14 protein-coding genes are annotated in these 12318 nt (G+C 46.1%); 9 read left to right on the plus strand and 5 right to left on the minus strand.

The window, feature by feature from the left end; genetic code table 11:
- Positions 1-75: 75 nt before the first annotated feature.
- A complete protein-coding gene (locus ACLQ6D_RS16640) occupies positions 76-513 on the plus strand; it encodes a nucleotidyltransferase family protein (RefSeq protein WP_411728425.1) in 438 nt (145 codons plus the stop codon).
- 150 nt (positions 514-663) lie between these two features.
- Here ACLQ6D_RS16640 and ACLQ6D_RS16645 read toward each other — a convergent pair whose 3' ends face one another.
- Complete coding sequence (locus tag ACLQ6D_RS16645) at positions 664-840, minus strand: hypothetical protein (protein WP_411728426.1); 177 nt, start codon at positions 838-840, stop codon at positions 664-666.
- Between the two features lie 77 nt (positions 841-917).
- Between ACLQ6D_RS16645 and ACLQ6D_RS16650 the strand changes: the two genes are divergently transcribed.
- The 5 genes from ACLQ6D_RS16650 to ACLQ6D_RS16670 all read left to right on the plus strand — a co-directional run bounded on the left by ACLQ6D_RS16650 (position 918) and on the right by ACLQ6D_RS16670 (position 4998).
- Positions 918-1496 (plus strand): RnfABCDGE type electron transport complex subunit B, encoded by a 579-nt coding sequence (locus ACLQ6D_RS16650; protein ID WP_411728427.1) that lies wholly within the window; start codon positions 918-920, stop codon positions 1494-1496.
- An 11-nt stretch (positions 1497-1507) separates the two neighbouring features.
- The gene (gene nth / locus ACLQ6D_RS16655; RefSeq protein WP_411728428.1) at positions 1508-2155 is read left to right on the plus strand and encodes an endonuclease III; all 648 of its coding nucleotides are present in this window, start codon (positions 1508-1510) and stop codon (positions 2153-2155) included.
- A 164-nt stretch (positions 2156-2319) separates the two neighbouring features.
- Positions 2320-2889 carry a hypothetical protein gene (locus ACLQ6D_RS16660; RefSeq protein WP_411728429.1) on the plus strand — a complete coding sequence of 190 codons (570 nt, stop codon included), beginning with the start codon at positions 2320-2322 and terminating at the stop codon, positions 2887-2889.
- 187 nt (positions 2890-3076) lie between these two features.
- Complete coding sequence (locus tag ACLQ6D_RS16665) at positions 3077-3928, plus strand: DUF692 domain-containing protein (protein ID WP_411728430.1); 852 nt, start codon at positions 3077-3079, stop codon at positions 3926-3928.
- 314 nt (positions 3929-4242) lie between these two features.
- Positions 4243-4998 (plus strand): DUF2063 domain-containing protein, encoded by a 756-nt coding sequence (locus tag ACLQ6D_RS16670; RefSeq protein WP_411728431.1) that lies wholly within the window; start codon positions 4243-4245, stop codon positions 4996-4998.
- Between the two features lie 37 nt (positions 4999-5035).
- Here the strand turns inward: ACLQ6D_RS16670 and ACLQ6D_RS16675 are convergent, their stop codons facing one another.
- From ACLQ6D_RS16675 to ACLQ6D_RS16685, 3 genes are all read right to left on the minus strand, one after another.
- A complete protein-coding gene (locus ACLQ6D_RS16675; protein ID WP_411728432.1) occupies positions 5036-5506 on the minus strand; it encodes a hypothetical protein in 471 nt (156 codons plus the stop codon).
- Positions 5507-5611: 105 nt separating this feature from the next.
- The gene (locus ACLQ6D_RS16680; RefSeq protein ID WP_411728433.1) at positions 5612-7027 is read right to left on the minus strand and encodes an OmpA family protein; all 1416 of its coding nucleotides are present in this window, start codon (positions 7025-7027) and stop codon (positions 5612-5614) included.
- 211 nt (positions 7028-7238) lie between these two features.
- A complete protein-coding gene (locus ACLQ6D_RS16685; protein WP_411728434.1) occupies positions 7239-7760 on the minus strand; it encodes a winged helix-turn-helix transcriptional regulator in 522 nt (173 codons plus the stop codon).
- 72 nt (positions 7761-7832) lie between these two features.
- Between ACLQ6D_RS16685 and ACLQ6D_RS16690 the strand changes: the two genes are divergently transcribed.
- Positions 7833-8456 carry a glutathione S-transferase family protein gene (locus ACLQ6D_RS16690; RefSeq protein WP_411728435.1) on the plus strand — a complete coding sequence of 208 codons (624 nt, stop codon included), beginning with the start codon at positions 7833-7835 and terminating at the stop codon, positions 8454-8456.
- A gap of 167 nt (positions 8457-8623) precedes the next feature.
- On the opposite strand, the gene ACLQ6D_RS16695 is transcribed toward ACLQ6D_RS16690, so the two are convergent.
- Complete coding sequence (locus ACLQ6D_RS16695; protein ID WP_411728442.1) at positions 8624-8956, minus strand: type II CAAX prenyl endopeptidase Rce1 family protein; 333 nt, start codon at positions 8954-8956, stop codon at positions 8624-8626.
- A 1396-nt stretch (positions 8957-10352) separates the two neighbouring features.
- Between ACLQ6D_RS16695 and ACLQ6D_RS16700 the strand changes: the two genes are divergently transcribed.
- Positions 10353-10634 (plus strand): hypothetical protein, encoded by a 282-nt coding sequence (locus ACLQ6D_RS16700; protein WP_411728436.1) that lies wholly within the window; start codon positions 10353-10355, stop codon positions 10632-10634.
- Positions 10625-11857: a dicarboxylate/amino acid:cation symporter gene (locus tag ACLQ6D_RS16705; RefSeq protein ID WP_411728437.1), complete on the plus strand. Its 1233-nt coding sequence runs from the start codon at positions 10625-10627 to the stop codon at positions 11855-11857. Before ACLQ6D_RS16700 ends, ACLQ6D_RS16705 begins: the two co-directional genes overlap by 10 nt.
- Positions 11858-12318: the final 461 nt, after the last annotated feature.

Genomic DNA, 12318 nt, shown 5'->3' on the forward strand with positions numbered 1-12318 from the left:
GTCAATCTAAAAATCAGCGATGGTACTCGTTGAAGTCCGTTGGTTTATAAGGCCGTTTTAAATAGGATGGCAACAATGTTAACAGATGATGTTTTAAATTATTTGTCCAAGTTAAGTCATCGGCATATTGCTGTCAAAGAAATATGGCTTTTTGGATCAAGGGCTAATGGCACTGCCACTGGTGAATCAGACTGGGATTTGATTGTGTTTGGTGAAAATGGTCTGTTTAATTCAATCGCATCTGATACAGAAGTGCACCGAGATGATGTTGATCTACTAGTAGTCAACGAGGTTACTGGCAATTTTAATAAACCATGGGGAAGTGAGAAAGCGGGTAGTCTTAAAGGATGGAAGTGGGAGATACGTTCAGAGACCGAAGCAAGCTATGTCGGTAGCAAATGGATTGAAGATGAAGAAGCTGAAGCAGAGGGGCTTAATGATATGGGAACGTTAATTGATATACAGCTTAAGGCATTTCGCGTATGGCCTGCATTCAATGATATGAACTCGTAAGATAGCTCGGTAGGTTGGGGGGAGGAACGAACCCCAACATGACAGCGATCATTATATTTGTTGGGGTTCACAAGTTCACCCCAACCTATAATCACCCGCCATCTCCCGTATGCCGCGCCGAGTACCGGAAGTTTTGGCGGGAATAGCCCGTTAGGGGTGCGGCAGGGATGCCGCACGTTGCCGGAGGGACAGGAAGTCCCTTCCGGCAACCCCCGTCAAAACTGAGGAACGCAGGAAGCAAGCGGCATCCGAGCGGCCTTTCTTTTGGTTTCTTTTCTTTGGCCGCGCAAAGAAAAGAAACTCGCCTGCCAGTGCGGGAACTGGCATTCAAAACAATCGTCGCGGTAGCGACACCTTATCTATCCAGAATCGAGGAATTATGCTTAATCCTATATAATAAAAGCATGATCTCAATCGACAAAATCAACGCCATCCTCCCCCAAACCCAATGCGGTCAATGTGGTTATAAAGGTTGTAAGCCTTATGCGGAGGCAATTGCATTAGGCCGTGCGGACATCAACCAATGTCCACCGGGAGGTGACGAGGGTATCTTGGAACTGGCTAAGTTGTTGGGATTAGCGGCTAAGCCTTTGCATCCTGAGTTTGGCGACCATAAACCCAAGCAGGTTGCGGTTATTGTTGAAGAAGACTGTATTGGCTGCGTTAAGTGTATCGCCGCGTGTCCGGTCGATGCCATTTTGGGCGCGGCGAAATTGATGCATACCGTGATCGCTGCGGAGTGTACGGGTTGCGAGTTATGCGTTGCGCCGTGTCCGGTGGATTGCATTATCATGGAACCACTGACCATCCAGCTTTCTCCTGAGCAAAAAATAGCGCAAAAATTAACGGCGATGTGCCGTTATGAGGCTCGAAATCGCCGTAAAGATAACGAGGCATTGGAAAAAGCGGAAAAGGTAAGGAAACAGAAAGAAGCCTTGTTGAAAATGCGCTTGGCTAGCGGTGATGATAGGTCTTCCGTTTAATCTTACACAGGATGAATCAACAAAAAAGACAGGCAATCTTTGACCGCCTAGCCGAAACCATCCCCGAACCGACCACCGAACTTAATTATTCCACGCCGTTTGAACTCTTGATCGCCGTGGTGCTTTCAGCGCAAGCGACGGACAAAGGCGTTAACAAGGCGACGGCAAAACTGTTCCCTGTCGCCAACACGCCAGAAGCTATTTTGGCATTAGGTCTGGACGGCCTGAAAAATTACATTAAAACCATCGGCTTATTTAATGCAAAAGCGAGCAATATCATCACTCTTTGCCGTCAGTTACTGGATAAACATCATGGGCTAGTGCCAGAAACGAGGGAGGCACTTGAAGCACTGGCAGGTGTAGGCAGAAAAACTGCTAATGTGATTTTGAACACGGCTTTTGGGCAACATACGATTGCGGTGGACACCCATATATTCCGGGTATCTAACCGTACGCGGATTGCCCCTGGAAAAAATGTGCTGGAAGTGGAACGCAAGCTGGACAAATGGGTGCCGAAAAATCATAAGAAAGATACCCATCATTTACTAATTTTGCACGGGCGGTATACTTGTGTTGCAAGAAAGCCAAAGTGCGGTCAGTGCGTTATCGCTGATCTATGTGAATACGATGACAAAGCGGCAATTAGTTCGGCAAGCTAATCATTGCTGGAAAGAAACTTGATAGTTCTGTATAGTTTAGGTAGATGTACACACCTTAATTAGGGTTATTCATTCCTTGTTCAGTTCTGAGAGGATACGGTAACCCGTAATCGGTATGTTAAGGTACCGATGCTTTATATAACAATAACCCTGGAGATAATACGATGAAGAAAATGTATAAAACACCTTTAGCAGCGGCAATGGGCGCGGCCCTTATTTCAACATTTGCTCCAACTCCCGCCAATGCTGAAGCCAATCCTTTTGCAATGACGGAACTGTCTTCAGGTTATATGCAGCTTGCCGAAATGAAATGCGGCGCATCTATGGGTATGGGAGATATGGCTAAGCCAAAAGCTGCTGAAGGCGCTTGTGCAGGAAACAAAGCGGCAGCGGCGACTAAGAAAGTCGAAGGCGCCTGTGGCGAAGGCAAATGCGGCGCGATGATGAAAGACGGCAAAATGAAAGCAGGCATGGAAAAAGTCTGTGGTGCCATGATGAAAGGTAAAGAAGGCGCTTGCGGTATGGCTAAAGATAAGCCAGCAGAAGGCAAATGCGGTGCTGCATGTGCCGAAGGCATGAAGAATTGCGAAGCAGCAAAAACGACAGAAGGCGCTTGCGGCGATAAGATGAAGGGCTGCGGCGAAGGCATGAAAGGCTGTACTGAAATGATGAAGGGCAAGGATAGTGCTTGCGGCGCAAACAAGAAGCCTGCGGCTCCTGCGCCAGCAAAATAAGCCTTAGTCGCTATTCAACACACGACCACCGTTGTGGATTATTAATAAAGCAATAAAGCATTATGTAGGTCGGGCTACGTTGCACTAACCCGACCTACATTGATGTTGCGCAATGGTGGCCGTCTATACGTTAGATAGCGGAGGACAGCTATAATGCCCTCCTGTTTTAAACTAATAAGGTGTTCTTATGGGCACAATTCCCTATTTAGTGCGTGATGCCGGTTTGGGTCTGCGTCGGCCAATATTGAACCAAATCGTTGAGTCACCCCCTGATGATGTCGATTTTTACGAGGTAGCTCCAGAAAACTGGATTACCATAGGCGGAAAATCTGGTCGGCAATTCCGTGCGATGACGGAACGTTTTGATTTCGTCTGTCATGGTTTGTCCTTATCGCTCGGTAGCACCGATCCGCTGGACGAAAAATTCCTGGGTGATATCAAGCAGTTTCTGTCGGAGCACCGCATCAAGCTCTACAGCGAACATCTGAGCTATTGCAGCAAGGACGGGCACTTGTATGACCTGATGCCTATCCCGTTTACTGAGGAAGCCATAAGCCATGTGGCTGCACGGATCAAGCGCGTACAGGATATTCTGGAACAACGAATCGCCATCGAAAACGTTTCCTATTATGCCGCTCCCGGTCAGGAGATGGACGAGATCGATTTTTTCAACGCGGTAGTCAACGAAGCCGATTGTGACGTGTTGTTGGACGCCAATAACATTTACGTGAATAGCGTCAATCATGGCTATGATGCCGAAGCGTTCCTGAAAGCCATACCCGCCCATCGGATTGCATACGCCCATATTGCCGGACATTATGTTGAGGCCGATGATCTCCTCGTTGATACGCATGGCGCGGACGTTATCGATCCAGTCTGGAAGTTGTTGGGTAAAGCGTACGAGCTGTTTGGGGTGTTCCCGACCCTATTGGAGCGCGACTTTGATATCCCACCGCTAGCGGGACTGTTGAAAGAGGTTAATACCATCAAGACCATACAGAACGACTGGCGAGTGCAGCATGAAAGAAAGACGGCTTGATATAAGGAAACCTCTAAAAAGTGGGTATAGGTATTTACATAACGCGTCATCTCGGCAGGGATTGCCGAGATCCAGAAGCCATCGATGGTAATTCTTGGGTTTGCCAATTATTTTTTAGTTGCATGGAGTCCTTTTGAGGCTGCTTTCACATCCCTGTGTTCTGGATTCCGGCGACCCCCATGGATGGAGGAAGTGCGGAAGAGGATATGGAATCCTCGCCGCCAATCCCTGCCGGAATGACGGCTACTATAACTTGTGTGCATAGATTATGCCCACAGGGACAATGAGTTCTTTGAATTTATAGAGTTTTTCCTATGTCCGTTGATTTTAAAACCAAACAACTGGAATTCACCCGTTACATTCGGGATCCGGCAATAAATCCCGCACCAGCCGACGTTAAAACAGAACGTATGGCGATGTACCGGGAATTAATTTTTAACAATATCGAAGGGTTTCTGGCCGGAAATTTTCCTGTCATCAGGAAAATATTGGACGACCGTCAGTGGTTTGAACTGACGCAAGATTTTTTTTCCAAACACAGAAGCAAAACGCCTTATTTCTCTGAAATCGCTGAAGAATTCCTCGATTACCTGGAAAATGAGCGGGCTAACCCCTCCGATTACCCTTTTTTGCTGGAACTGGCGCACTACGAATGGGTCGAGATGGCCTTATCCATCGCCAAAGAAGACATAAAGCCTAATCAACAACCCTCGGAATCTTTACTAAAACATACCGTAAAACTATCACCTTTGGCGTGGCCGTTAGTTTACCAATTCCCCGTCCAACTTATTTCGCCTGAGTACCTACCACTAGAACCTCCAGGCCAGCCTACCTGCCTTATCGCCTACCGCGACCAGGACGATGAAGTCAAATTTATTGAAATTAATCCGATGACTTATAGATTGCTGGAGGTTGTCCTGGAACATGTCCAAATCATAACGGAAGATTGTTTAAATCAGGTTGCACAAGAATCCCATCACCCCAATCCAGACCTTATCATTACCGGAGGATTGCAAATTCTCAAAGATCTGGCTGAAAAAAATGTCATTTCGGTCTGTGGAACAGGTTAGCAAGGTGATATGGACTATCGGAATAACTGCCAAGCAATTATTGCTGCCTGCCAAACAATTTAGGGCCTGCAGGTTGTGCTTTTTCCTGTAGGCATTCATAGGCGGCAGCTTCGAATTTGATCCGTAATGACTGAGGATGTTCATTCTCGCCAATAAATTTTTCCGCTTCTTGGGCGGTTAAATCTTTCATCATGTAGGCCGCAATACACTCACAGGATTTAGTGATGCGTCCTGCATCGGTAGTTGAGTTTGCGGAGTTATTCAGTTCCCTATCGATGCATTGCGTGGCAAAATCATGTTCAAACTTGTGTTTTTGCAGGTCGGTGACCTCAGGGCCATGCGGATGGTCGAAGGTGTTGTCATCCGCTTTGGCCGTTTGTTCCTCAACGACGGCCGCTTTTTCTTCTTTGGGCTTGTCGTCATCGGAACAGCCCGCTAACGAAAGGGCAATGACTGTGCTTATTAAGGTAGAAACCAAGAGATTATTTTTATAGGGTAAGATTTTCATACGGGTTATAGTTATTAGTGTTATTAATCCTTCACATTATAAAAAATACGGCACTGCTGTGGGATATTTTTTGTATCGCATTCAGCCGATTACGTTCCCCGCAGTTTATTTTTCAGTGACCCGTATATCAATACGGCGGTTTTTTTGCCGTCCTTCTGTGGTGTCGTTACTGGCTACCGGGTGCTCGCTGCCATATCCTTCTACATCGAGACGGCCAACGTCTATGCCGTGGCTAACTAAGGCTTTTTTAAAGGCATCAGCGCGGTTATTTGAGAGTTTAATATTCGCTTTGGCATTACCGGTATTATCTGTGTAACCTCCGATTTTTATTTTAACCTTTGGATAGGCTTTCAGAATTTCGGCGATATTATTAATTTGCCCATTCGATTCCTCTTTGATGGTTGCTTCGTTGGTATCGAAAGTGATTCTATCCATGGTGTGCCATAAATCCTTGTTGATCGCCTCATTGCTTTCAATAAAACCAACTAATTTATTTTCAAATAAATCATTGGCTTTATCGACAGCTTTATCCACGACCAGAGCTTCAACTTTGGCTGGCTCAGGTGTGCTGGGCGCAGGTGGTATTGGTTGAACGGGTGGCGCTGAGACAACTGGTTCTGCTGGCGGCGGAATTGTCGGTGCTGCGGTTGCCTCTGGTGCAGTTGTCGATGATGTTGTGGGCTCAGGAGTCGTTTCGGAAGGGACACTACAACTTTTGAGTAGCCCCCAAACCAATGCAAGCGCCGCTGCCATGAGTACCCATGGAAGAAAATTTCTGCTTCCGCCCCCGCCTTCCTCGAAGTCATCCGCTGCACTGTGGACAAATTCTTTGCCTTCTTCAACGATATGTGAGCCAAATTGACTGGCTGATTCGCCAATATCTTCAGCCATGTTTTTGGCAGACGATAAGGTTTTTTTAGCCGTACCCGTGGAAGTTTCGGCAATGTTATCGTCCGCTTTACGAACAGCAATTTCGAGAGGTTCTCCCGCTAACTGATAAGTAAGATCTGCAGGAACGGAGTTCTTTAAATAACCGCTTTGGTCACTCAAAAGCCCTGCCAATCCGTCAGTATTTTCACTATTTTCAATTTTAAGGTTTCTGCCAACCAAACCCAGGACGAGAGGCATAATAAAACCGAGCAGAGAAGTTGATGAGTCTTTACTGATGCCGCTGGCGTTTGCGACCAAATCAGCAATACTGGCGGCCTTATTGCCAAAGAGTGATGTCAATAGTTTACCTCCCTCGGAGATTAACTTGGTGGTGTCTTCACCGCTACGCGATAAAGCGCCAAGATTGCTGAGTACACCGCCGTCGTGGTTGCCTTCAACCAGCAGATTGAAAAGATTGCCAATGCTTTTTGCGTCAGGGCTTTGATCGACCAGTTCGGCAAGTAACGAAGGCAGTGCGGTATGCAATGCGGACTCGATATTTTTCGGGGATTCCCCAATGAGTGTAGCGAGATTTGAGACTACATCACCCGAAAGGTGTTCTTTTAATGATTCTAATAAATTGTTAGACATGCATGATCTCCTCATTGTTGGGTTGACACAGCCCAGTGATTAAGTGGCGGTGTTCAATTTACCAGTATCTGGCTGTTTTGTTAATGAAAGATTATCGATGGTATGGCAAAAACAATCAATACTAATGTATTTACAGGGTTAAGAATGAGGTTTAATTGTCCGAAAAGCTCAGGCTCAATGCAAAAGTCTGTTGTTTTGTGCCTTTAACCTTTTACCTTGCACCTGAATGATTTTTTACCAGATCCTCAGGCTTGGTGTTTAAAAACCAGTTGGGTGGGGCGCCGCATTCAGGGATATGTCGATGTGCCCAGATTGCTAGCTGCTGTATCACAGGAAGCAGATTGGCGCCCTTAGTTGTCAAGTAATATTCATAACGTAAGGGTTTAAGCTGGTATGGCTTTTTTTCCACGATCCCACTTTCCTCTAAATGGCGCAGCCGGTTGGCGAGAATATTAGTCGGAATGCCTTCTGGCGAGGATAGAAAATCACCGTATCGAGTCTTATCCATACACATATCACGCACCACTAACAGGCTCCATTTATCGCCGATGACATCTAAAGCCGTTGATAAAGCGCATTCCGAGCGGTAGTTAGGGGTGTTGGCGTTCATGGTAAGAGTAATGGAGAATGTTTGGATGGATTGTACCCTAGCCACCACGTCTTCACAGCGCAGAAAAACATAAATACTTTCTTCGCGGTAAGAAAAATGAAATAATATACTTGCATAATGCAAGTTGATATGTAAATATTACAACACTTGCATTATGCAAGTGACAAATCTGATCACATCAAATCGGAGGTTAACATGAAACTGTATTATTTCCCAATATCGCCCAATTCTCGGCGTGTTGTCGCTGTTCTCCATCATTTGAACCTGGATTGCGAACTGGAAGTGGTGGACTTAAGCAAGGGCGATCAAATGCAACCGGATTTTCTCAAGTTGAACCCCAATCACATGATACCCACACTGGTTGATGGCGATTTTGTCCTGTGGGAGTCGAATGCCATCATGCAATATTTGTGTTCCAAAGTGCCGAACAACTTATTATGGCCCGCTAATCCTCGCGTACAGGCTGACATTAGCCGTTGGCAGTTTTGGCAAGTTGGGCACTTTGGCAGCGCTTGTTCCGTGTTTATTTTTGAACGGGTCGTCAAGAAATTATTTATGTCGGCTGAAGCTGATTTACAAGAAATAGCCAAGGGCGAAGAGCGTTTTCACCGTTTTGCACAGGTTCTTGAGCAACATCTTAAAGGTCGCGAGTGGCTGGTCGGTGACTCAGTGACACTGACTGATTTTTCTGTCGGGTCGTTCTTGGATTTGGCAGAACTCGCCCAATATCCCATGGCACCTTATACAGAGATACAACGCTGGCACCACAATCTTCAACAACTGCCTGCCTGGAAAAATTCGGCGCCTCCAGCTGGGTGATATATTGATTCCGGCCTATGAAGTATTGGTCCCGTTTGCCTTGAGCCTGTCGAAAAGCCAAAGGGCTGCAGCAAGTTCAGCCCGAACGGTTTCAAACATAATCGGGCCGGATCGATAGCTATTCAATTAACAGGAGAGTTCGGAACATGTCCTTTCGTGTTTAATTATTACCTTAAGCTTCGATTGTTACCGTCAGCCTTATCCACTTGTCGTGCGCTATAGAGTTTCTTGTTAGTTATAATCAGGAACGCCAGCATGATTAAAAATGAGATGGGTAATACAACACTATTGCTAAAGCTAAATGGAACAATATTAACTGACAATATGGCATCATATAAGCCATGTATAAGGGCAGTAAAAATAACACTGCCTGTATAAATAAATATACAGCCGAATATTATGCCTGCTAATGTTATAAGCATTAGTCCTCCAGTCTGACCATAATAAATATACTGGATGTGCGAAACCATAAATACTAGGGTTGCGACCGATAAGGCAATTTTGTAATCGTATTACCTTTACAAGGATTGCTGTACAATTCCCCGGTAAAACAATTCCTCCCTCAAACCAGCCGTAATACCTGAGATTACAAATACGAGTTACCACATTTGAGTTTCATTTTCAGCATTGGTGTAGACCACTGCAAAAAGAAAAAATAACACGATGGCAGCTGTAAATTGCGGCGATAACATTTCCTTTGCTTTAAATGAATCATTGGCGTTATAAAAATATTTTTGATATAAATAACTATAGAATACGATTGAAATTACTCTTAGACCTGTCCGTATAATCTCTCCCTTATAAGACTATTGCCCATAAATCTGCGCGAGAACAAAAGAAAGGGTTAGGTATGTGATTTCAAGTATTGTGCAAAATAAGATTATTTTTCTCATTATTATTTCTCATCAAGTAAAACCTTCAAGATCAACGAATACTTAGGCATAGTCATTTAGAAAACAACCATCTTGGGGCAGCATTATAGGGTATTCTGGACTGTCCGACACTATGGGGACTGTAAACAACCCAGAAGTTATTGCCAGCCTTAGTACCATTTCTGACTGTTCGGAATACCATTTTGTTTCCAAACTTAGGACAGTCGGAATGCATCTGGTGTGCCTCTTGACTCAATATGGCGAACGTGTTCACAGTTGGTTAAGAACGGCTGCTTAAGCCGCCCCGACCCAATGGCATGAACAATCGACTTGATTTTTGGTTGAGACTAAATGATTCCTGATTACGTAATCGACCCCGAAAAAATCATTAACCAATAAGGTTAAAGATGGCTCCAACACACCAAGGGTAAATGGCGGTGTTTGATGCCACTTCAAGGGCAACTAATGCTACGGGAAATTTTGTTGTGTTCGTTTTTCGCCAATAAGCTACTCTACATCTTCAAACGTCCGCTCTGGATACAGGTAAGTCCACTCTTGGTAAAACCATTGTGCAAGGGCAGGGATTAGTTTTTTATGATTGGTTAAATAGGTAATTTCCACTTGGTCTACAACAAATCTCATAAAATCAGAATGGTTTATATAGGCTTGACATTTTCGCCCCCCTAAGGCAATGTCAGGAAAAACTGGATGATTCCGAATTATTGGGCCAAGGTTTTGACATGAACGGCTGTCAATCAGCGTCTATTAGTTGTCAGTGAACAGCGGCAATAATACCTATGTAGAAATAGTGTCCTATTGTTTTCAATATTTATTTGTAAATGTAGTATTGGTAAAATGGATGCTGGATATGATAGTGTTGGACGCTGTATTACAGGCAACGGGAAAGCCGTTAACTATAAATTCAGGGCTTATACAAACATATCATACTATGTGAATTCCAACCAAATTGCATATCGGGGTAAAACTAGTGGGCAGTATCTATCAGCCAATACAACCAACAACAATGGCAACCAACGTTCGGATGATTAAAGGTAGCCAGCTTGTGGCCAACGGCCCGTTCGCACACATGTGCGAACGCTTGGACGGCAACTGTTTGATCGATGCCGGAGAACTCGATGAGGGAATTCGCCTAGAACACGCCGGTATAAATCTAGTGGCTGTGGCTTCGTTTTGGTGGGTTGCTGCGCGAATCCATCGTAGATTTACCTACCGCACGGTTTTTTTCTATTGCATTAACACCTATGATCACTACCATCACCCATCAGTGCTGCCATCATGCCATTGACATTATTCGCGGGTTGGTATCGGTTGCCGCTGTATTATCAAATATTGCTGGCATTGTTACTTGGCATCGTTGTAGGCGTTGCTTGGGGATCGGATGCTGCGGTGCTGGCACTACCGGGAAAACTGATTTTAAGGCTGCTGGGCGCGTTGGCACCGCCCCTGATCCTTGCGGCCATCGTCCACACGCTAATGACAGCAGAATTCGGTGGACGCGATAGTTTGAAGCTCGCACGCTTATTGATTCTGAACACGCTGGTCGCAATCTTTATTGGTCTTAGCGTCGCCAATCTTATCCAGCCTGGCGTGGGCGCAGACCTAGTCGTGCCCGCAACACATGCAGATATTTCGCAAAAATCCGCGAATCCCAACCCCTTGGTCACGTTTTTGGACAATGTACCGAAGAGCCTTTTCGGCCCGTTAGGTGACGATGGCAAAGTGATAGGTGTCATCTTCATCGGAGTGGCTTTCGGTATCGCGTTACGCAGCCAACGTGAGCGTGCAATCGGCACGGCCGAAGATCTCGCCGAGTTAGCGCTCACGACCTTGATCCGCGTCCTGCATTGGATCATCGCTGTCGTGCCGCTCGCGGTATTCGGCATCATAGCGAGCATCGTCGGCACACAGGGATTCGGGGGCTTCAAGGCGCTAGGCCTATTCGTCGCAAGTGTCATCATTGCACTGACCCTGCAAGCAATTTATTACTTAACCCGTATCCGTTTTGGTTCCTGGGTGCGGCCACTCATGGTCTTGCGAGGGACCCGTGACGCTTTGGTGACGGCGTTCTCCACCGCAAGCTCCACGGCCACGATGCCGGTGACCTTTAGATGTCTGCGTGACCAGGTGGGCATTCGTGAAAAGTCCGCAAGCCTTGGAGCCTTGGTGGGTGCGAATTTTAATAACGACGGCACGGCGCTATACGAAGCCATGGCGGCGCTGTTCATCGCGCAGATGCTCGGCATGCAACTCGACTTGCAACAGCAAATTCTGGTCGTACTGACCAGTGTCATGGCATCGGTCGGCGCAGCCGGCATTCCTGAAGCAGGACTCGTGACCATGACCATGGTCTTCAACGCCGTCGGCTTGCCGCTACAATTCATTCCCATTTTGCTCACCGTCGACTGGTTTCTAGACCGCTGCCGCACAGCCATCAATGTAATGGGCGACATCAATGTTAGCTGTCTCATTGATGGTAAGCGTACCGGCACTTTAGGTAACAAGCCATAAGCGCCATCGGTGAATTCTCACCGATGAAGGTCAGATTCTCCTTAACGAACTCGATGCGCACACCGAGACAGGGCGAGGTGAACTTGGGTATTTTTGACTAAAATCCCGAAATGTCACTCGCAGGCAAACTAATTCTTTTTGATTCATTCAAAAATAGCTTTTCGAGACCTTGAGCAATACAGTTCCATACTTACATAACTGCTTAGGACCCACTGCATTCAGACAAAATTGATTTTGAAGCAAGTTAAGAAACCCCTGAATAACTGTAGGAAATCATTGCGGTTGGCTGTAAAAGGCGTAAACCGTCAAAAAAGTCGTTGAGTTATGCCGTTGTCATTATCAAAGCCCCAATTTACTCCCCTTTGGGGGTGTCCTGGGCACACCCGTCCCGCACCCGCCAATATCGCGCCTGCCGAGCCTGGCACAAATTGGCCAGTGCCATCAGCGGAAAGGCTTCGCCG

Source organism: Methyloglobulus sp., from assembly GCF_046714055.1.
Taxonomy (GTDB): domain Bacteria; phylum Pseudomonadota; class Gammaproteobacteria; order Methylococcales; family Methylomonadaceae; genus Methyloglobulus.

What these genes read in the sequence shown, in the direction of transcription:
- ACLQ6D_RS16640 (WP_411728425.1), top strand. Translation starts at nt 76, where the DNA reads ATGTTAACAGATGATGTTTTAAATTATTTGTCCAAGTTAAGTCATCGG.
- ACLQ6D_RS16645 (WP_411728426.1), bottom strand. Translation starts at nt 840, where the DNA reads ATGCCAGTTCCCGCACTGGCAGGCGAGTTTCTTTTCTTTGCGCGGCCA.
- ACLQ6D_RS16650 (WP_411728427.1), top strand. Translation starts at nt 918, where the DNA reads ATGATCTCAATCGACAAAATCAACGCCATCCTCCCCCAAACCCAATGC.
- nth (WP_411728428.1), top strand. Translation starts at nt 1,508, where the DNA reads ATGAATCAACAAAAAAGACAGGCAATCTTTGACCGCCTAGCCGAAACC.
- ACLQ6D_RS16660 (WP_411728429.1), top strand. Translation starts at nt 2,320, where the DNA reads ATGAAGAAAATGTATAAAACACCTTTAGCAGCGGCAATGGGCGCGGCC.
- ACLQ6D_RS16665 (WP_411728430.1), top strand. Translation starts at nt 3,077, where the DNA reads ATGGGCACAATTCCCTATTTAGTGCGTGATGCCGGTTTGGGTCTGCGT.
- ACLQ6D_RS16670 (WP_411728431.1), top strand. Translation starts at nt 4,243, where the DNA reads ATGTCCGTTGATTTTAAAACCAAACAACTGGAATTCACCCGTTACATT.
- ACLQ6D_RS16675 (WP_411728432.1), bottom strand. Translation starts at nt 5,506, where the DNA reads ATGAAAATCTTACCCTATAAAAATAATCTCTTGGTTTCTACCTTAATA.
- ACLQ6D_RS16680 (WP_411728433.1), bottom strand. Translation starts at nt 7,027, where the DNA reads ATGTCTAACAATTTATTAGAATCATTAAAAGAACACCTTTCGGGTGAT.
- ACLQ6D_RS16690 (WP_411728435.1), top strand. Translation starts at nt 7,833, where the DNA reads ATGAAACTGTATTATTTCCCAATATCGCCCAATTCTCGGCGTGTTGTC.
- ACLQ6D_RS16700 (WP_411728436.1), top strand. Translation starts at nt 10,353, where the DNA reads ATGGCAACCAACGTTCGGATGATTAAAGGTAGCCAGCTTGTGGCCAAC.
- ACLQ6D_RS16705 (WP_411728437.1), top strand. Translation starts at nt 10,625, where the DNA reads ATGCCATTGACATTATTCGCGGGTTGGTATCGGTTGCCGCTGTATTAT.